The organism is Streptomyces sp. NPDC051133 (assembly GCF_040682635.1).
Classification (GTDB): Bacteria; Actinomycetota; Actinomycetes; order Streptomycetales; family Streptomycetaceae; genus Streptomyces.
The window spans coordinates 47,703-66,159 of record NZ_JBFBBK010000028.1 but is presented as its reverse complement, the minus strand read 5'-3'; the positions used below and the strand labels follow the sequence as shown (position 1 = coordinate 66,159).

Here is an 18,457-nt window from a genome sequence, read left to right as displayed (position 1 = left end):
CGTGCGGATCTCATGCTGCGGCGGGACGGCGCCGTACGACGGTGAGGAACGGACCGAGGGCGAGGATGGCGCCGAGGACGGCGTAACCGTGGGTGAGGGTGGTGAGGGAGGCCACCGCAGCGACGAGCAGCGGGCCCCCCGCATCGCCGAGTTCGCGGCCGAGTTCGGCGGCACCCATGGTCTGGCCGAGCCGCTCGGCGGGAGTGTTCGAGGCCAGGGTGGCGAAGCCGAGCGGGGTGATCAGACCGGTCCCGGCACCGATCAGGGCGGCGCCGACGACGACGCCGGCCGGCCCGGGCAGCATGGCGCACCCCAGTCCGGCGGCGGCGAGCAGCAGCCCCGCCGCGATGCCCGTACGAGCCGTGAGCCGCCCGTGGTCCAGTGCCCGTCCCGCCTTCGGCTGGACGACGGCGGCGCAGGCGGCCAGCACGGACACGGCGGCGCCGGTGGCCACGGTGCCCAGACCGGCCGCCCGCCCGGACACCGGCAGGAAGCCGATCCCGACCGACAGGGCGGCGGCCGCCGCGGCCAGCGCCGACGTCGGTGCGAGGAACGCCGGATCGGCCAGCCGCCGGGCCAGATCCAGCACCGTCTGCCGGGCCTTGGGCAGCGGGGGTACGACCGGGACGGCGACCACGGCCCACACGGCGACCGCCGCACCGAGCACGGCCAGGACGGTGAACAGCAGCCGCAGGCCCCCGGCCCACACCAGCACCCCGCCCAGCAGCGGGCCCAGGGTGTAGCCGATCGACTTGTAGAAGCCGTAACTGCCGAAGATCCGACCGTGCGCGGCCGCCGGGTTGAGGCGGGCGACCAGCGCGGAGGCCGACGGCGAGAACGCGGAGGCCGCCATGCCCTGACCCAGCCGCGCCACCCACAGCCGGCCGGGGCTGTCCGCGACGGCGTACAGGGCGGACGCGGCGGCGAAGGCGACGAGCCCGCCGAGCAGCACAGGGCGGGCGCCGATGCGGTCGGCGAGGGTGCCGAAGACGGGCTTGAGCAGTACTTCGGCACCGTCGTACAGGGCGAGCAGACCGCCGAGCACGAGGAGTGAGGTGACCGCGCCCTTGGCGTGGCCGCCGAGGTTGGCGGCGATCCCGTGTGCACCGAATGCGGTGGTGAACCCGGCGGCGTACAGCGGCCGCATGTGGCGGGCCGGTGCCGCCTGCTCCGTCGGTGCCGTGTTCACTGTTCCGCCTCCGGGCCTGGTGCAGGGCGCCGAACACGTCGCGCGGTCAGGTCGGGGCGCCGGATCCGTGGCGGCTACGGTGACTGTTCCCCGTCCCCGGCACCTCGACCTCGGCTCAGGGCCAGACGAGGCAGTACGGCTGATGCCCCGCCTCATGCAGCCGATGCGAGAAGTCCTGCCACTCGTGCAGCAGCTGGTACACGTTGAACGCGTCCCGCGGGCCGCCCCGGTCCGGGACCGTCGACCAGATGAAGGCCGCCGCGCCGACCGCTTCCTCGCCGATGCCGCGCAGGGGGTCGACGACCGTCATGGGGAGTTTGACGACCGCGTAGTCGGGGTGCAGGACGACCAGTTCCAGGGGCGGCACCTTGTGCAGGGGGACGCCTTCGATGCCGGTCAGGACCATGGCCGCCATCGTCTCCGGCTTGATCTTGGTGAACATGCCGTTCATGCCCAGTTCGTCGCCGCCGAGTTCCTCGGGGCGCATCGAGATGGGGACGCGGGCCGCGGTCGCTCCGTCCGGCGCGCCGAAGTATTTGTATGTCACCCCCACCCGACCACCATTCCTGCTCCCCGCCCGGTCGCGGTCGTGCCGCTCGGACTCACCGGGTCCACCGTGTGTCTGACGTGCTTCGGTCGTTTCCTCCGCGTCGCGCCGGTGCCTTCCCCGCCGGGCACGTCGAGGACCCAGGTCATCAGTCCCCTCGCCCAGTCCGCCACCGCGATGCATATCTCCACCCGACTGCTTTTCTAGGACGCGTGGCCCCCGCCGCGCAACCCGATCATCGTGTCAGTGACCTCCCCCACGACCGCCCGCCGAAACGTGCGGTGGAACAACAGTCCACGGGGATCAGCCCGGCCCCTGATCATTACGTGCGTACGAGCTGTGTGTATCAGGTGTCAGTCTCGCAGATGGCGGATGACAACGCTTTGATCTTGAGGCGGGCCGCTGCCCGGCCGGGGGGCGGCCTACCCTGAGGAGGTCACCACGCAACCGGAGTCCGAGAAGTCGGAGAAGTCGCACACCATGAGTGCCCTGAGCGAAACGCCCTATCCCTACGACGCGCCCGCCTCCCAGGCGCTCTTCGACCGTGCCTCCGCCGTCACGCCCGGTGGTGTGAACTCGCCGGTGCGCGCCTTCCGCGCCGTCGGCGGCACGCCCCGGTTCATGGTGTCCGGCCGCGGGCCGTACCTCACGGACGCCGACGGGCGGGAGTACGTCGACCTCGTGTGTTCCTGGGGTCCGATGATCCTCGGGCACGCGCACCCCGAGGTCATCGCCGCCGTGCAGGAGGCCGTCGCGCGCGGTACGTCCTTCGGCACGCCCGGTGAGGGCGAGGTCGCGCTCGCCGAGGAGATCGTCGCCCGCGTCGAGCCCGTGGAGCAGGTGCGGCTCGTCAGCAGCGGCACCGAGGCGACCATGTCCGCGATCCGGCTCGCCCGTGGGTTCACCGGGCGGTCCAAGGTGATCAAGTTCGCCGGCTGCTACCACGGACACGTGGACGCGCTGCTCGCCGCCGCCGGCTCCGGGGTCGCCACCTTCGCGCTGCCCGACACGCCCGGGGTCACCGGTGCGCAGGCCGGCGACACGATCGTGCTGCCGTACAACGACCTGGAGGCCGTGCAGGAGGCCTTCCACCGGCACCCCGGTGAGATCGCGTGCGTGATCACCGAGGCCTCGCCGGGCAACATGGGCGTCGTCCCGCCGGACCCCGGCTTCAACCAGGGGCTGAAGGACGCCTGCCGGAAGAACGGCGCCCTCTACATCTCCGACGAGGTGATGACCGGGTTCCGCACCAGCCGAGCCGGATGGTTCGGGGTCGACGGGGTCACCCCGGACCTGATGACGTTCGGCAAGGTCATGGGCGGCGGGTTCCCCGCCGCGGCCTTCGGCGGGCGCGCCGACGTGATGGCGTACCTGGCTCCCGCCGGGCCCGTCTACCAGGCCGGCACGCTCTCCGGGAACCCGGTCGCCACCGCCGCCGGGCTCGCCCAGCTGCGGCTGCTCGACGACGCCGCGTACGACACCGTCGACGCCGTGTCGAGGCAGATCCAGTCCCTCGTCACGGAGGCGCTGAGCAAGGAGGGCGTGGCGCACCGGCTGCAGACCGCCTCCAACATGTTCTCCGTGTTCTTCACCGACCGGAAGGTGCGGAACTACGAGGACGCCAAGCGGCAGGAGTCCTTCCGCTTCACCGCGTTCTTCCACTCGCTGCTGTCGAACGGCGTCTACCTGCCGCCGTCGTCCTTCGAGTCCTGGTTCGTGTCCACGGCCCACGACGAGCGGGCCATCCAGACGATCGCCGACGCCCTTCCGGCGGCGGCCCGGGCGGCTGCGGAGGCCACCGCGTGAGCGACAACATCACGGGCAACGGCAGCGGCGGGAACGGCGACGTCACCGTCGTCCACCTCATGCGGCACGGCGAGGTCGAGAACCCGGACGGGATCCTGTACGGGCGGCTGCCCGGCTACCACCTGTCCGAGCTGGGCCGGAAGATGGCCGACCGGGTCGCCGAGCACCTCGCCTCGCGGGACGTCACCTACGTCTGCGCCTCACCGCTGGAGCGGGCGCAGGAGACGGCCACCCCGATCGCCAAGGCGCACGGCCTGGACCTGGACACCGACGGGCGCCTGATCGAAGCCGACAACGTCTTCCAGGGCAAGACCTTCGGTGTCGGCGACGGCGCGCTGCAGCGGCCCGAGAACTGGAAGCACCTCGTCAACCCGTTCAAGCCGTCCTGGGGCGAGCCGTACATCGACCAGGTCGTGCGGATGATGGGCGCGCTGAACGCGGCCAGGGACCGGGCGCGCGGGCACGAGGCGGTGCTGGTCAGCCATCAGCTGCCGATCTGGATCGTGCGGTCGTACGTCGAGCGGCGGCGGCTGTGGCACGACCCGCGCAAGCGGCAGTGCACCCTCGCCTCCCTGACGACCTTCACCTACCAGGGTGACAAGATCGTCTCCGTGGGATACGGCGAGCCCGCCATCGATCTCGTCCCGGCTCACCTGCGTGCCGGTGCCAAGCCCCAGAAGGGCAAGGGCACGGCCCAGGGGAAGGCGTTCGGGGCCTGAACGGCCCGAGGGGCCCTGAAGTCCCCGACCGCCCCTGCACCTGCTGTTGCTGACGGTCCGTTTGAAGTGACTTAGCGCGCTTTTGCGGTACCCGTTACTAAAACCATACAAATCTGAGGAACCTCCCCGATCGTCGCGCCCTCTGACTGGGTGACACCAGCAGGCGCGATGAATCGGGGATTTCCATGCGCACCGTCTCCCGGACCCTTTCCCGCCGGGGAATGCTCGGCCTCGGCGCGGGCGCGGCGGCCGCCGCCACTCTCGCCGGCTGCGGCAGTCACACGACTTCGGACGGCGCCGGGCACGCGAACGGTTCCGGCACCGGCAAGGACGGCAAGAACCGCACGCAGCAGCCGGCCCGTCCCCTCGGAGACGGCTCCACCTCCTTCACCGGCAGGCAGCCGCACCAGCCCGCCCGGCCCGAGCCGCTGGAACCGGGGCAGACCCCGCCGCAGTTCGTCATCTTCTCCTGGGACGGCGCCGGCGAGGTCGGCAACGGTCTCTTCCCGCGCTTCCTGGACCTCGCCAAGCAGCACGGCGCGAGCATGACCTTCTTCCTCTCGGGGCTGTACCTGCTGCCCGAGTCCAAGAAGCGGCTCTACGCCCCGCCGAACAACCCCGTCGGCGCCTCCGACATCGGCTACCTCACCGACGAGCACGTCAAGGCGACGCTCACCAACGTCCACCGCGCCTGGCTCGAGGGCCACGAGATCGGCACCCACTTCAACGGCCACTTCTGCGCCGGCCACGGCACGGTGGCCAACTGGACGCCGCAGCAGTGGCTCAGCGAGATCGAGCAGGCCAAGAAGTTCGTGAAGGAGTGGCGGACCAACACCGGCTGGACCGACCTGCCGTCGCTGCCCTTCGACTACGACAAGGAGCTGGTCGGCGGCCGTACGCCCTGTCTGCTCGGCCAGAACCAGCTGCTGCCCACCGCCCGGAAGCTGGGCTGGCGCTACGACGCCTCCTCGCCGGGCGGCCGTCAGGTGTGGCCGGTCAAGCGGCTCGGCATCTGGGACCTGCCCCTGCAGCAGATACCGTTCCCCGGGCGCTCCTTCGAGGTCCTCTCGATGGACTACAACATGCTCGCCAACCAGTCCGTGAACTCCACCAAGGCGCCCGCGTACAACTACCCGGGCTGGCGCAAGCAGTCCGCGCAGGCGTACATAGCGGGCTTCCAGCGGGCATACGAGACAAACCGGGCGCCGTTCTTCGTCGGCAACCACTTCGAGCAGTGGAACGGCGGCATCTACATGGACTCCGTCGAGGAGGCCTTCAAGCACATCGCGCGCGAGAAGGAGAAGGGTGCCGATGTGCGGCTCGTCTCCTTCCGGCAGTTCGTGGACTGGATGGACGTGCAGAAGCCCGAGGTGCTCGCCAGGCTGCGCACGCTGGAGGTCGGGCAGCGGCCGGCCGGCGGCTGGAAGGAGTTCCTGCGGGGCACCAAGTCCGCCTCCTCGAACGCCACCTGAGGCCGCCCGGGGTGAATCGCCCGAAATGCCCCGTGTAAATACGCCCTGAAATGCGGTTTTCCGCCCGGCAGGGGGGTGCGCGAGATCGCCGGAACAGGCATGCGAAACTTTTCACATGAGTACCCGTAGCCGCGCCGTCCTGCTCAGCGCCGTGGCCGCTGTCGCGGCCCTGTCCCTGTCCGCGTGCGGCAAGGGCGGCACCTCCGGCGGCGGTGGCAACACCAACTTCGTCACCGGCCACAACGGCATCGACACCGCCCCCGCGGGCGAGCGCGCCGCGGCCCCGGACCTGTCCGGGAGGACCATCGACGGCAAGACCCTGGACGTCGCCGACTACAAGGGCCAGGTCGTCGTCGTCAACGTCTGGGGCTCGTGGTGCGGGCCGTGCCGCGAGGAGGCGCAGTACTTCTCCAAGGTGTCGAAGCAGTACCAGGGCAAGGGCGTGCAGTTCGTCGGCATCAACACCCGGGACACCAGCACCACCCCGGCGCTCGCCTTCGAGAAGGAGCACGGGATCGCCTACCCGAGCCTGTACGACCCGACCGGCAAGCTGATGCTCCGCTTCGAGAAGGGCACCCTCAACCCGCAGCTGATCCCCTCCACGCTCGTCATCGACAAGCACGGGAAGGTCGCCGCGCGGGCCCTGGAGGCGCTCGACGACACCAGCCTGCTGAAGATGCTCAAGCCGGTCGTCGCGGAGAAGTGACGTGAGCGCGATGCTGACGCTGGCGGTCGGCCAGAACCAGACCGTGCTCCACGGCGCCCTCCTCGTGGCCGCGCCGATCGCCCTCATGGGCGGGCTCGTCTCCTTCTTCTCGCCCTGCGTCCTGCCGCTCGTCCCCGGCTACCTGTCCTACGTCACCGGGGTCGCCGGCACGGACCTGGGCGAGGCCAGACGCGGACGGATGGTGGCCGGGGCCTCCCTGTTCGTGCTCGGCTTCAGCGCCGTGTTCATCTCCACCGGAGCGCTGTTCGGCTCCTTCGGCTGGACCCTGCAGGAATACAAGGACACGCTGTCCAAGGTGCTCGGCGTGTTCATGATCCTCATGGGTGTCTTCTTCATGGGGCTGATGCCCTGGTTCACCCAGCGCGAGTTCCGCTTCCACAAGCGGCCGACGACCGGCCTGGTGGGCGCACCGATAGTGGGAGCGCTGTTCGGGATCGGCTGGACCCCGTGCCTGGGCCCGACCCTGTCGTCGGTGAACCTGCTCGCCATGCGCGAGTCCAGCGCCGCGCGCGGCGCCCTGCTGATGGTCGTCTACTGCATCGGGCTCGGCCTGCCCTTCGTGCTCGCCGCCGTGGCCTTCCGCAAGGCGCTCGGCGCCTTCGCCTGGGTGAAGCGCCACTACGTCTGGGTGATGCGCATCGGCGGGACGATGATGATCGTGACCGGTGTGCTGCTGCTGACCGGCGCCTGGGACAGTCTGGTGCAGCAGATGCAGACCTGGTCCGGCGGCTTCGATGTGGGGATCTGACCGATGAGCAAGACCGAAACCGACAAGAGCCAGGACCAGGAGGATCTCGGCGCGGCCGGCTCCCAGCTGTCCACCGCGCCCCGGGACGAGGTCTCCTCCGTCCCCGGCCTCGGCGTGATCGGCTGGGTCCGCTGGTTCTGGCGGCAGCTGACCTCGATGCGGGTCGCGCTGCTGCTGCTCCTGCTGCTCTCGCTCGGCGCGATCCCCGGCTCGCTGATCCCGCAGACCGGCGCCGACCTCAACAAGGTCGACGAGTTCCGCAAGGCCCACAAGACGCTCGCGCCGGTCTACGACAAGCTCGGCCTGTTCCACGTGTACAGCTCGGTGTGGTTCTCCGCGATCTACATCCTGCTGTTCGTCTCCCTCATCGGCTGCATCGTCCCGCGCACCTGGCAGTTCGTCGGCCAGCTGCGCGGCCGGCCGCCGGGCGCGCCCAAGCGGCTGACCCGGCTGCCCGCGTACACCACCTGGCGCACCACGGCCGGCCCGGAGGAGGTCCGCGAGGCCGCGCTCGCCCTGCTGAAGAAGCGCCGCTTCCGCGCCCACGTCGCCGGTGACGCCGTCGCCGCCGAGAAGGGCTACCTGCGCGAGGTCGGCAACCTGGCCTTCCACATCGCGCTGATCGTGCTCCTCGTCGCCTTCGCCTCCGGCCAGATGTACAAGTCGGACGGCACCAAGCTGATGGTCGAGGGCGACGGCTTCTCCAACACGCTGCTCATGTACGACGACTTCAAGTCCGGCAGCATGTTCCAGAACGACGACCTCGTGCCGTTCAGCTTCGACCTCAAGGACTTCAAGGCCACCTACGAGGTCAACGGCCCGAACAAGGGCACCCCGCGCACCTTCGAGGCGAAGATCAAGTACAGCAAGGGCGCGTACGGCAAGCAGCGGGCGGCCACCGTCCAGGTCAACCAGCCGCTGAAGATCGACGACGCCAAGGTCTACCTCGTCAGCCACGGCTACGCCCCCGTCATCACCGTGCGCGACGGCAAGGGCACGGTCGTCTACCACGACGCCGTGCCGCTGCTCCCGCTCGACGGCAACGAGACGTCGAACGGCGTGATCAAGGTGATGGACGGCTACCGCGACGGGCAGGGCAAGAAGGACCAGCTCGGCTTCCAGGCCTTCTTCGTGCCGACCTTCGACCCGAAGAGCGGCACGATGCTCTCGCAGTTCCCGGCGCTGGTGAACCCGCTGCTCGCGGTGAACGCCTACCACGGCGACCTCGGCGTCGACACGAGCAGCCAGAACGTGTACCAGCTGGACAAGACGCACATGAAGGCGTTCAAGGACAGCAAGGGCCAGCTGCTGAAGAAGCTGCTCCAGCCGGGCGACACCCTGACGCTGCCGAACGGCGCCGGGTCCATCACCTTCGAGAAGGACATCAAGGAATGGGCCGGTTTCGAGATCGTCCAGGAGCCGGGCAGCGGCTGGGCGCTCGGCGGCGCCGTCGCGGCGATCTTCGGTCTCGCCGGGTCCCTGTTCATCCAGCGCCGCCGCGTGTGGGTGCGGGCGGTGCGCGGTGCCGACGGCGTGACGGTGGTCGAGATGGCCGGGCTCGGCCGCAGCGAGTCCGCCAAGGTGCCCGAGGAACTGGGCCGGCTCGCCGGAACCCTCTACGACCAGGCGCCGGGGGCACCCGAACCCGACGACGACTCCACCGAATCTCCCGTCGTACCTGCCGAAGGGGCTGAGAAGTGACTCTCGCCGCCGCAACCAACGAACACCTGGCGAGCATCAGCAACACGCTGATCTACTCGTCGATGGCCGTCTACACCCTGGCCTTCTTCGCCTACATCGCGGAGTGGCTCTTCGGCAGCCGCAGCAAGGTGGCCCGTACGGCCGCCGCGCTCACGGCGGAGGCCGGGGCCGCCAAGGGCCCGGCCGTCACCGTCAAGCAGGCCGGCGGGGGCACCGCCGTGCTGGAGCGGCCGAAGGTCGTGGTGCGGTCGGCGTCCGGCGCCCGGGACGTGCCGGACGGCCCCGGCGCGCACGGCGGTGACGTCCAGGGCGACCTCTACGGCCGCATCGCCGTCTCGCTCACCGTGCTCGCCTTCCTGGTGGAGTTGTGCGGGGTCGTGGCCCGCGCGGCCTCCGTGCAGCGGGCGCCGTGGGGCAACATGTACGAGTTCAACATCACCTTCTCCACGGTGGCCGTCGGCGTGTACCTCGGGCTGCTGGCGCTGAGGAAGAACGTGCGCTGGCTCGGGCTGTTCCTGATCACCACGGTCCTCCTCGACCTGGGTCTCGCCGTCACCGTCCTGTACACCGCGAGCGACCAGCTGGTTCCCGCGCTGCACTCGTACTGGCTGTACATCCACGTCTCCACCGCGATCTTCTGCGGCGCGGTGTTCTACGTCGGCGCGGTCGCCACGATCCTGTACCTGTTCAAGGACTCGTACGAGAACAAGCTGCAGACCGGCGGCAAGCCCGGTGCCTTCGCGACCTCGGTGCTGGAGCGGCTGCCCGCCTCGGCCTCCCTGGACAAGTTCGCCTACCGGGTCAACGCGGCCGTCTTCCCGCTGTGGACGTTCACGATCATCGCGGGCGCGATCTGGGCGGGCGACGCCTGGGGCCGCTACTGGAACTGGGACCCGAAGGAGACCTGGTCCTTCATCACCTGGGTCGCCTACGCCTGCTACCTGCACGCGCGCGCGACGGCCGGCTGGAAGGGCCGCAAGGCCGCCTACCTGGCGATGATCGCGTTCGGCTGCTGGCTGTTCAACTACTACGGCGTCAACATCTTCGTCACCGGCAAGCACTCCTACGCGGGCGTCTGAGCCGGGGGTCGCCCACACTGGTGTCATGAGCGGTTCCATCGCACAGGGCATCAGTCAGACCCACGGGAACACGCACATCCTCCACTTCGTGGTGCGGGTCCCGAGGCACATGGAGGACGTCTGGCCGGCGGTGGCCACCCCCGAGGGTCTCGGGGTGTGGTGCACCGCCGTCGGCGTACTGGAGCCCCGGCTCGGCGGCGCGGTCGCCCTCGGTGACCTGGGCAGCGGCCAGGTCACCGCGTGGGACGTGGACCGGGTCGCGGAGTACACGGTCGAAGGCGGCGGCCGGATCCGGTTCCACCTGGAGCGGGACGGCGAGGACGGCAGCGTGCTGCGGTTCACGCACGAGTTCCAGGGCGAGGCGGAGTCGGAGCAGGGCTGGCGCACCAGGTTCGAGCGCCTGATCGAGGTCCTGGAGTCGGGGGAGCCCCTGACCGGGCAGGAGCCCGCGGGGCCCGCCTCCGGCGCCGGCGGCCCGGAGCCCGTCGAGCCCCTCCCGGGCCAGCTCACCTAGGCCGGCGCACCTGGGCCGGCCGCCTAGGACGGCGGCAGGCACTCCTTGCCCGGTGGCTTCCCCTCCGGCCAGGCGATCCGGACGAAGCGCGAGCCGCCCTGCGGGGTCAGCTCCACGATCGGCACGGCCTTGTCGTACGGGTTGCCGTGCACGTCCAGGCAGATCCAGCCGCTCGCCCCGTCCACCCGCAGTGAGCCCTTGACCTGCGGCCACTGCAGTCCGACGTCCGCGAGCGCCGGGGTCTTCCGCCCGTCGGGCACCGCCTCGCGGATGCCGTGCACCGCCAGGCGCAGGGTGTCGTAGCCGATGATCAGCTGTCCGTCGTCCAGGGCGGCCGGCCCGACCGGGCCCACCGGCCCCCGCGCGGCCGCCGTCAGCAGCCGGCTCAGCGCCTGGAAGTCCGCGGCCGAGCCCCCCGTCCGCGCCGGATCCCGGGTGAACGCGTCCGGGTGGGCGAGCGAGGTGTAGCGCACGGACAGGTCGTGCCGCAGGGCGCTGCGGTCGAGCTCCTTCTCGTGGGTCAGGTAGGAGGCCTCGTCGCCGGTCAGCACGGTGAACCTGCGGTCCTGGCAGCCGCGCCCGCCGAGCGCGTTGATGAACTGCCGCAGCTGGGTGTGCCGGCCCGCGAACAGGATGGTGTCGGTCTCCCGGGAGGTGTCGCACACCAGGTGGGTGATCTGCCGGAAGGTGTTCGCGGTCGTTCCCTCCTGGCTGCGGTCGGCGGGCGGGGTGAAGGGCTGCGGCTCGTACGGCGAGCCCTTGATCAGCGCCGCGAACGACTCCTGGAGCGTGCGCGTGTACGGGTCGCCGGGCTTGTCGTACACCAGCAGGGCCTTGCCCGCGCTCACCTTGGCGAAGGAGGCCAGCGCGCGGGCCTCGTCGGTGTTGGTCGGCGAGACCCGGGCGAGCCCCGGGTAGGGGTCCGTGCCGTGCAGGCCGTTGGCGAGGTCGTCGGCGGTGATGGAGGAGCCGATCACCGGGATGTGGCGGCCGGTGAGCGCCTGGACGGCCTTCTTGTTGTTGTCGGTGCTCTGCCCGATGCCCGCCACCGCGCGCAGCCGGTCCGCGCTCGTCGTCATCGCGGTCAGCCGGTCCACGGTCTGCCGCCAGTGGTCGCCGGTCGCGCCCGGGTTGGCGAGCACCAGCCGGATCTGCGGCGACTCCCCGTTGGCGTCGTGGTTGGCCTGGTACTGGGCCAGATAGGCGCCCTGCAGCTGGTGCTGGATGTCGTTCAGGTTGGTCGGGGTGGTGGAGGTGTACGGCAGCATCAGCGCCACCGTCACATAGCTGCCCGGCTTCAGGCGGTCGTTCTCCCGGCCGATCGCCCGGACCGTGTCGCGCAGCTGGGGCTGCCCGAAGTCGTACGGGCCGGTCGCCACGCCCACGCACTCGCTGCTGCCCTGCGGCCGCGACACCCCGGGCGCGCACGAGCGGTCGTCGTGCGTCAGGGCCCGTACCGCGACCACCAGCCCGGCCACCACGGCCGCCGCCACCAGCAGGGACAGATACCGGCGCAGCGGGATCTCCCACACGTGCTCGCGCACCCACGTCCCCGCACCCCTGCGCGCCATCACGCCTCCCCGGTCCGGTCGTCGTCCGCGCCGTCGTCCGCGTCCTCCGGGCCGGCCGGCGGGCGCCCGGCGAGCGCCGCCGCCGGCCAGTCCCGGGAGGCCGCCCACAGCAGCGCGTTGCCCGCCGGCCGCAGGTTGGACAGCTGCTCCAGCTCGAAGCGGACCCGGTCGCAGACCGTCGGGTCGGGCAGCACCAGCGGATCCGTCAGCAGCCACACCGCGTGCAGCAGTCGCCGTATCCGCAGGTGGAGCACGGTGTCCGCGCCCTCCGGCACCGGGTGCCCGGCGTCGTCACGGCCCAGCGCGACGGCCGTCCGCCCGTCGCCGCGGCCGGTGAAGTCACGGCCCTCGGCGTCGTGCGCGTGGAAGTACGGCGCCGAGGCGACGAACCGCAGGGTGCGCAGCCAGATACGGGTGTCCGTGGTGAGGAAGGTGTCCCGGAGGTGGGCGACCGCCGCCCCGGTGACGCCGAGGGCGAGTTCGTGGTGCAGCCGGTAGCGGGCATCCTCGGGGGCCGGGTAGTGGGCGGCCAGCGTCTCGTGCGCGGTACGCCACGACGCGTGGTCGGTGTCGCGCAGGTGCAGCCGGAGCAGCAGCAGGGTGCGTACGAACGGGTCGCCGACGAACTGCCCCGGCACCGCGGGCAGTCCCTCCTCGACGAGCTGCGACTCCAGGGCCCGTACGCTCGCCGGTCCGAAGGTGTCCGGGAGCAGCTGCGCGGCGAGCGCACAGGCCGAGCCGTGGTCGTGCGCGGCGGCCAGCACGGTCAGCTCGTCCAGCCGCTCGGCCGGCACCAGCCGGTCCAGCAGCGCCTGGTAGGCGGGCAGTTCGGGCAGGTCCTCGGCGGGCCGTATCCGCGCGGTGAGCAGCTCGCCCAGCGAGGAGACCCCGGGCAGGTGCTGCGCGGCCGACTCGGCGAGCAGCTCGACGCCCAGCGGGTTGCCGCCGGTCAGCCGGTGGGCGGCGGGCGGCAGCGGGGGCGGTACGGCGGTGTCCGCGCACACCGCGCCGACGATGTGCAGGGTGTCGTCCGGGCTCAGTGGCGGCAGCGCGACCACCAGCGCCCTGGAGGACGGGGTCGCGTCCGGCGCCCAGTCGGTGCGCCGGGCCACCTCGGGCAGCTCCCGCCGCACCGCGCTGCGCAGCTCGTCGCGCGCCTCGCCGCGCCGGGCCGCGACGAACGCGACCTGGTCGGCCAGGCCCTCGGCCCGGTCGCGCAGCACCGCCGCCACCAGTCCCGGGCCTGGCGCGGACTGCGCGTTGTCGACCAGCACCAGGGGCCGGCCGAGCCGCTGCATCCGGGGCAGCACCCCCGCGTACGCCTCCGTCAGGTCGGCCAGCAGCGCCCGCACCAGGTACCGCTCGGCGTGCTCCCGGGAGCTGCCGCCCGCCCGGAAGTGCCCGGACAGCAGGATCAGCCCGCGCTGCGCGTGCCCGCCCGCGTTGGGGTACGTCCGGTACCACACCGACGCCTTCTGGTGCCGGCGGCTGGAGAATCCCTCGGCGATCGACTCCAGGGTCGCCTCGATGGCGCCCGACACCAGCGGTCCGGTGCCGGTGGCGGCGGCGACCACCTTGGCCGCCACCTTCCCCGCCCAGCGCCCGGCGAGCCCGCTGATCCACGACCCGCTCTCGTTCAGCAGCAGGATCCGCTCGACCTCCCGGCGGATCCGCTCCGAGTCGGCGTCGCCCCAGCCGCCCGCGGCCACCGCGACCAGGCCGGACATCAGCCGCGGGAAGGTGATCCGGCCGGCTCCGGTCACCGGTTCCGCGAGCCGCTCGGCGATCATCAGCAGCGCCTGCGCGAGGGGGGACCACGACTCGGCGGGCCGGTCCGGGGGCGGCCCGGCGAGCTGCCGCTCCGCGCAGTCGATCAGCGCGACCGGGGTGTGTCCCCGGTAGGCGTCGAGCAGCTCGGCGAGGACGGCGCTCTTGCCCAGCCCCCGGGCCCCGGTCAGCAGCACGAACGGCGGCTCGTGCGGGTGCTCGTAGGGATGGGCGCGGTGGTGGTGGGGGCGCAGGCCGATGAGCCGCGGCGCGAGACCGGCCGGATCGGCGTCGAACAGTGCCCCGCGCCCGTGCAACCGTCTGTGCACCGCATCGCCCCCCTCAACAGCAGTGTAAGAAGGGCGAGTTGATTCGGGCCAGGGTCGGTGATGTCCGTTGGGTTACGAATTCTGCGGGGCCGCGTTCCGCATGCGGCGGCCCGTCAGCAGACCGCCGGGAGGCTGCCGTGGGCCACCGAGGCGATCCGGTCCCGCAGCCGTTCGACGTACAGCCGCATGGTCTTCGCCGCCGCGTCCGTGTCCGGGTGACGGCTCGCCAGCCACAGCCCCTCGTGCATCCGGTTCACCCACACGCACACCTGGTCGCCGTACGACACCCGCAGCAGCGCGTGCGCCCGCAGCTCGGCCCAGCGCTCGGCGCCGGGGATGTCCCGGGTGTCGACGTACGACACGATCGAGTACAGGTCGGGCGAGGTCGGCCGGAACTCCGCGCCCAGCAGCCGCAGCACCCGGGCCAGCGGCATCCGGGCCAGCGACCGGTTGGCCTGCAGCTCGGCGCGCACCGCCCGCAGGGCGTCCCGGAAACCGGGGGCGCGGTCCACGGGCACCTCGATCGGGGCGCCGCCCACGTACCAGCCCACCGACTCGCTCCAGCGCGACTTCACCCGGGTGTGGAACGGCACCACCGTCCGGTACACGGGCTGCCCGCCGAGCTCGTGGACGATGAGCCCGGTCGCGGCCAGCAGCCCGACCAGGCTGCCGCCGTACGGCCTGCAGTACGCCTCGAACGCGGCGGCCTCCGCCGCGTCCGCGAGCGGCTCGCACAACATCCGCTGCGGGGGCAGCGGGCCGCCCGGCGGGAGCCCCAGGTCGACGGGGAAGCCGGGCAGGGTGCCGTCGCAGCGCCGGATGAACTCCCGCCAGCGGGCGACGATCTCGTGCCCGCTGTCGATGCCGTCCGCGTCCGCCCGCTCGATCTCGCAGAAGTCGACGTAACTGGCGGCCGGGGTACGGGAGTCGGCCGGGCGCCCGGCGAGGCCGGCCGCGTACAGCTCGTGCACCTCGGCGGCGATCCGGTGCACGGAGTAGGCGTCGACGTTGCTGTGGTCGAACGCCAGGTACACGCTGGCGCCGTCGTCCCGGACGACCGCCGTGTAGATGAGGTTGGGCCAGCGCAGGGCGTCCGCGACGGCGTCGAAGCGGTCCTGCAGGTGCCGGACGAGCGCGTCGGCGTCGGGGAAGTCGCCGACCACCTCCCGGCGCAGGGACACGTCGGCGGGGTCCAGCGTGAAGCGGCGCAGTTCGTCGCCCGAGGCGCCCGCCCAGCGGAAGCCGCTGCGCAGCGTCTCGTGCCGCACGGTCCAGGCGCGCAGCGCCTCCTGCAGCACGTCGAGGTCGACCGGCCCCGGGATGTCGAAGGCGGTGCCGAGCCAGGTGGGCACGAACAGCCCGTCGTCGCGCACGGACCTGGCCGTTCTGATGTGCGACTCCTGGATGTAGGCGGGCGGCCGGGAGTCCTCCGGCAGTGCCGTGGCCGCCGCGACGGTCGCGGGGCTCAGCGTCCACTCGACGAGCCGTCCCGGCCGGACCTCGCAGCGCTGGATGTCAGTGATTCGCACGCGTCTCCCATCGCAGAAGGGGGCCCTTGGATGCGGGCCCCCTCAGCGCAAATGCCGTGGGACGCGGCCGGGACATGCCCGTGCCGTTCATTTCGTCGGAACGGGTGGTGGGCCGAACGCGGAAGTGATTAACCGACGGTGATCGAGTCGAGCTTGGCGCGCAGGTAGACGTGCGAGTCGACCGGCGGGTACGCCACCCGGCCCACCGGCGCCGGGACGGACTCCACTCGGGTGCCCGGGGTGCACTCGCCGAAGTAGACGAGCGACATCAGCTCCTCGTGGGGCGCGTCGGCGGGCGGCGGCAGCACCCGGTGCCGGCCCGACCGCCAGCGGTCGCCGGTCCAGCGGGCCATGAGGTCACCGAGGTTGACGGTGAGGGCGTCTGGGTCGAACGGCGCGTCCTCCCAGCCGCCGTCGTCGGTCCACACCTGCAACCCGCCCTTCCCGGCCTGCCGGTCGAGGACGGTGACGGTGCCGAAGTCGGTGCGGGCCGATCCGGAACTGCCCCGGCTCGGGTGGGCCGACGCGTTCAATGCCCGGGTACCAGTTGATGTTGAAGCCGTACGTCGGATGTCCCATGTGCCGGGAGAAGAAGGCGGGTTCGCCCCGCAGCGCGTATCCCAGCAGGGTCAGCAGCTCGTCCGTCAGCCGGGCCATCCGGTCGAGGTACTCCTCGCACAGAGGCCGCAGGCCGGGGACTTCGGCGGGCCACACGTTGGGCGCGTACCACTCGGCGTCGACGGCCGGGTCGTCGAAGGGCTCCCGGGTGGCGAAGGTGAGCGACTCCTTCAGGTCCGGCGGTGTCTCGGTGCCCTCGGCGTACCCGTTGGCCTCGGCCCCCGGCCCGAGCCATCCCCGCCCTCCGACCCTGGCCGCGTACGGCTGCTTGGCGGGGGTGGGCAGCAGGAAGAACCGCCGGGCGGCCGCCCGGATCCCGGCCCGCAGTGCCGCGTCCACCCCGTGCCCCCTGACCAGCAGGAACCCGGCCCGCTGCAGGGCCTGGTCGACGGTGCGCGCCAGCGTGGCGCGCGCCTCGTCGTCCCCCTCGGTCCAGGCCCGCATGTCGATGGCCGGGATACGCGGCGCGCGGGGCGTCTCCGGCTCACTCACCGATGTCCTCGTTCCACAGGGCGGGGTGCTCCGCGATGAAGCCGCTCATCAGGGTCACGCACGCGGGATCGTCCAGCAGCACGACCTCCACACCGTGTTCGGCGAGCCAGTCGTGGCCGCCGTGGAAGGTGGTGGCCTCGCCGATCACGACCCGCGAGATGCCGAACTGGCGGACCAGGCCGCTGCAGTACCAGCACGGGGAGAGCGTGGTGACCATGGTCGTGCCCCGGTACGACCGCTGCCGCCCCGCCGCCCGGAACGCGGCCGTCTCGGCGTGCATCGAGGGGTCGCCGTCCTGGACGCGGCGGTTGTGCCCGCGGCCCAGGAGGATGCCGTCGGGAGCGTAGAGGGCCGCACCGATCGGCACTCCGCCCTCGGCCAGGCCGGTCCGGGCCTCGGCGAGCGCGGTACCGAGCCAGCCCCGGGCCTGCTGCTGATCCATGGCTTCACTGTGCGGCACCGGCGCCCCCGGGGCAACGGACCCGCCGGGGGCGTCGTGGCCCGGCGGGGGCACCGCGCCTCCCGGGGCGCCGGCTCGCGCGCGCCCGCGCGCCGCCACCGGCCTGTCAGCCGCCCAGCATGCCGATGATCGCCTGCACCGCCTGGGCCACCGGCTGGCCGACCGCGCCGACGGTGGCGGCGATGCCGGCGATCGCCATCAGCGCGCGGTGCCGCTCCTGCTGGGGGACCGCCGCGTCGGCGCTGACGGCGGGCAGGGACTCGTCGAGGAGCTGGGCGCTGGGCGCCGGCACCTGGGCGCGCAGCTCGGCGACCAGCCGCTGCAGTTCGGCGAGGGCCGCGACCAGGGCCGGGTCCTGCCGGTCCGCGCCCGCGCCGCCCAGGTTCTTGACGATGCCCTGGTTGCCCTGGCCGCCGTACATGTTCACGTTGTCGCCGTAGTAGTAGTTGTTGCCGCTCATGCCGCGATCCCCACGTTTCCGTTGCCGCCGTACATGTTGACGTTGTCGCCGAAGTAGTAGTTCTTCGGGGAGAAGGTGAGGCTCTCCACCGTCACCTTGAACTCGGTGTCCGGGTGGTCGATGGCGTAGGAGATCTGGCCGACGAGCTGGTCCAGATACCGCGGGTCCTGGCTGGTCACCAGCGCGGTGGACGCACCGGAGGTCTCCACGGCGAGGACGTGGTGGGGAGCCGCCCCGAGGACGGAGATCATGTCGATGAGGAAGAAGATCTCGGCGCAGACGGCCGTGAGCCAGACGAACGTGACGTAGCCGGCGGCACCGGAGTGCTCCTGTGCGCCTCCCAGCGCCAGGGACGGCAGTCCCGGCAGCATCGCGATGAACCCGACGACCAGCGTTCCGGCGGTGTACCGCAGGAACCGCAGCACCGCCTCCTTGCGCTTGGGGCGCAGGACGAAGCTGTAGACACGGGCGATGTTGTGCAGCGGGTAGACCGCCGCGCCGATCCACAGGATCCGCTTGCTCACCCGGATCTCGATCGTGGCCGGCGCCGGGCGCGCCGGCGGCGCGGGGACGTCCGGCATGGACGGCACCGGGGCCGGCGCGGGCGGTGGGCCGGCCGGCGCGGCCGGCGGGGCGGCCGGGGCGGCCGGCGGTTCCTGGGCCGGGTGCTCGGGTGGCTGGCCGTTCTGCATCGTTCTCCGTCCCCCAGAGGTCAGGTGTCCCTCGAAG

Annotated in this window: 16 protein-coding genes and 1 pseudogene; 8 read left to right on the top strand and 9 right to left on the bottom strand. The window is 71.9% G+C overall.

Annotation, left to right across the window (positions count from 1 at the left end; translation table 11 throughout):
- Positions 1-10 precede the first annotated feature (10 nt).
- Both AB0N17_RS27090 and AB0N17_RS27085 read right to left on the bottom strand, forming a co-directional pair.
- A complete protein-coding gene (locus tag AB0N17_RS27090; protein ID WP_366014173.1) occupies positions 11-1,147 on the bottom strand; it encodes an MFS transporter in 1,137 nt (378 codons plus the stop codon).
- A 157-nt stretch (positions 1,148-1,304) separates the two neighbouring features.
- Positions 1,305-1,919 (bottom strand): hypothetical protein, encoded by a 615-nt coding sequence (locus tag AB0N17_RS27085; RefSeq protein ID WP_366014106.1) that lies wholly within the window; start codon positions 1,917-1,919, stop codon positions 1,305-1,307.
- A gap of 297 nt (positions 1,920-2,216) precedes the next feature.
- On the opposite strand from AB0N17_RS27085, the gene hemL reads away from it, so the two are divergent.
- The 8 genes from hemL to AB0N17_RS27045 all read left to right on the top strand — a co-directional run bounded on the left by hemL (position 2,217) and on the right by AB0N17_RS27045 (position 10,502).
- Positions 2,217-3,542 (top strand): glutamate-1-semialdehyde 2,1-aminomutase, encoded by a 1,326-nt coding sequence (gene hemL, locus AB0N17_RS27080; protein ID WP_366014105.1) that lies wholly within the window; start codon positions 2,217-2,219, stop codon positions 3,540-3,542.
- Between the two features lie 59 nt (positions 3,543-3,601).
- Entirely contained in the window at positions 3,602-4,261 is a 660-nt protein-coding gene (locus AB0N17_RS27075; protein WP_366014172.1) for a histidine phosphatase family protein, read from the top strand.
- A gap of 185 nt (positions 4,262-4,446) precedes the next feature.
- Positions 4,447-5,733: a hypothetical protein gene (locus AB0N17_RS27070; RefSeq protein ID WP_366014104.1), complete on the top strand. Its 1,287-nt coding sequence runs from the start codon at positions 4,447-4,449 to the stop codon at positions 5,731-5,733.
- Between the two features lie 115 nt (positions 5,734-5,848).
- Positions 5,849-6,439, top strand: a complete 591-nt coding sequence (locus tag AB0N17_RS27065; protein ID WP_366014103.1) for a TlpA disulfide reductase family protein — start codon at positions 5,849-5,851, stop codon at positions 6,437-6,439.
- Position 6,440: 1 nt separating this feature from the next.
- Positions 6,441-7,208, top strand: a complete 768-nt coding sequence (locus tag AB0N17_RS27060) for a cytochrome c biogenesis protein CcdA (protein ID WP_366014102.1) — start codon at positions 6,441-6,443, stop codon at positions 7,206-7,208.
- A 3-nt stretch (positions 7,209-7,211) separates the two neighbouring features.
- Complete coding sequence (locus AB0N17_RS27055; RefSeq protein WP_366014101.1) at positions 7,212-8,909, top strand: cytochrome c biogenesis protein ResB; 1,698 nt, start codon at positions 7,212-7,214, stop codon at positions 8,907-8,909.
- Positions 8,906-9,988: a c-type cytochrome biogenesis protein CcsB gene (gene ccsB, locus AB0N17_RS27050; RefSeq protein WP_366014100.1), complete on the top strand. Its 1,083-nt coding sequence runs from the start codon at positions 8,906-8,908 to the stop codon at positions 9,986-9,988. The genes AB0N17_RS27055 and ccsB overlap by 4 nt, the downstream gene beginning before the upstream one ends.
- A 25-nt stretch (positions 9,989-10,013) precedes the next feature.
- A complete protein-coding gene (locus AB0N17_RS27045; protein ID WP_366014099.1) occupies positions 10,014-10,502 on the top strand; it encodes a hypothetical protein in 489 nt (162 codons plus the stop codon).
- Between the two features lie 23 nt (positions 10,503-10,525).
- Here AB0N17_RS27045 and AB0N17_RS27040 read toward each other — a convergent pair whose 3' ends face one another.
- The 7 genes and pseudogenes from AB0N17_RS27040 to AB0N17_RS27010 form a co-directional block, all read right to left on the bottom strand.
- Positions 10,526-12,073, bottom strand: coding sequence for a hypothetical protein (locus AB0N17_RS27040; protein WP_366014098.1), 1,548 nt, complete (start codon positions 12,071-12,073; stop codon positions 10,526-10,528).
- Positions 12,073-14,169 (bottom strand): hypothetical protein, encoded by a 2,097-nt coding sequence (locus tag AB0N17_RS27035; RefSeq protein WP_366014097.1) that lies wholly within the window; start codon positions 14,167-14,169, stop codon positions 12,073-12,075. Before AB0N17_RS27035 ends, AB0N17_RS27040 begins: the two co-directional genes overlap by 1 nt.
- 113 nt (positions 14,170-14,282) lie before the next feature.
- A complete protein-coding gene (locus AB0N17_RS27030; RefSeq protein WP_366014096.1) occupies positions 14,283-15,698 on the bottom strand; it encodes a condensation domain-containing protein in 1,416 nt (471 codons plus the stop codon).
- A 128-nt stretch (positions 15,699-15,826) separates the two neighbouring features.
- Positions 15,827-16,760: pseudogene (locus AB0N17_RS27025) on the bottom strand (2-oxoglutarate and iron-dependent oxygenase domain-containing protein).
- A 40-nt stretch (positions 16,761-16,800) separates the two neighbouring features.
- A complete protein-coding gene (locus AB0N17_RS27020) occupies positions 16,801-17,250 on the bottom strand; it encodes a nucleoside deaminase (protein WP_366014095.1) in 450 nt (149 codons plus the stop codon).
- Positions 17,251-17,374: 124 nt separating this feature from the next.
- Positions 17,375-17,728, bottom strand: a complete 354-nt coding sequence (locus tag AB0N17_RS27015) for a hypothetical protein (RefSeq protein WP_366014094.1) — start codon at positions 17,726-17,728, stop codon at positions 17,375-17,377.
- On the bottom strand, positions 17,725-18,420 hold the full coding sequence (locus AB0N17_RS27010; RefSeq protein ID WP_366014093.1) for a DUF6232 family protein: 696 nt from the start codon (positions 18,418-18,420) through the stop codon (positions 17,725-17,727). Before AB0N17_RS27010 ends, AB0N17_RS27015 begins: the two co-directional genes overlap by 4 nt.
- Between the last annotated feature and the right edge of the window lie 37 nt (positions 18,421-18,457).

Bases quoted from the DNA above. Each gene is read 5' to 3' on its own strand.
- AB0N17_RS27090 (WP_366014173.1), bottom strand. From the start codon at position 1,147: ATGCGGCCGCTGTACGCCGCCGGGTTCACCACCGCATTCGGTGCACAC.
- AB0N17_RS27085 (WP_366014106.1), bottom strand. From the start codon at position 1,919: ATGCATCGCGGTGGCGGACTGGGCGAGGGGACTGATGACCTGGGTCCT.
- hemL (WP_366014105.1), top strand. From the start codon at position 2,217: ATGAGTGCCCTGAGCGAAACGCCCTATCCCTACGACGCGCCCGCCTCC.
- AB0N17_RS27075 (WP_366014172.1), top strand. From the start codon at position 3,602: ATGCGGCACGGCGAGGTCGAGAACCCGGACGGGATCCTGTACGGGCGG.
- AB0N17_RS27070 (WP_366014104.1), top strand. From the start codon at position 4,447: ATGCGCACCGTCTCCCGGACCCTTTCCCGCCGGGGAATGCTCGGCCTC.
- AB0N17_RS27065 (WP_366014103.1), top strand. From the start codon at position 5,849: ATGAGTACCCGTAGCCGCGCCGTCCTGCTCAGCGCCGTGGCCGCTGTC.
- AB0N17_RS27055 (WP_366014101.1), top strand. From the start codon at position 7,212: ATGAGCAAGACCGAAACCGACAAGAGCCAGGACCAGGAGGATCTCGGC.
- AB0N17_RS27045 (WP_366014099.1), top strand. From the start codon at position 10,014: ATGAGCGGTTCCATCGCACAGGGCATCAGTCAGACCCACGGGAACACG.
- AB0N17_RS27040 (WP_366014098.1), bottom strand. From the start codon at position 12,073: ATGGCGCGCAGGGGTGCGGGGACGTGGGTGCGCGAGCACGTGTGGGAG.
- AB0N17_RS27020 (WP_366014095.1), bottom strand. From the start codon at position 17,250: ATGGATCAGCAGCAGGCCCGGGGCTGGCTCGGTACCGCGCTCGCCGAG.
- AB0N17_RS27015 (WP_366014094.1), bottom strand. From the start codon at position 17,728: ATGAGCGGCAACAACTACTACTACGGCGACAACGTGAACATGTACGGC.
- AB0N17_RS27010 (WP_366014093.1), bottom strand. From the start codon at position 18,420: ATGCAGAACGGCCAGCCACCCGAGCACCCGGCCCAGGAACCGCCGGCC.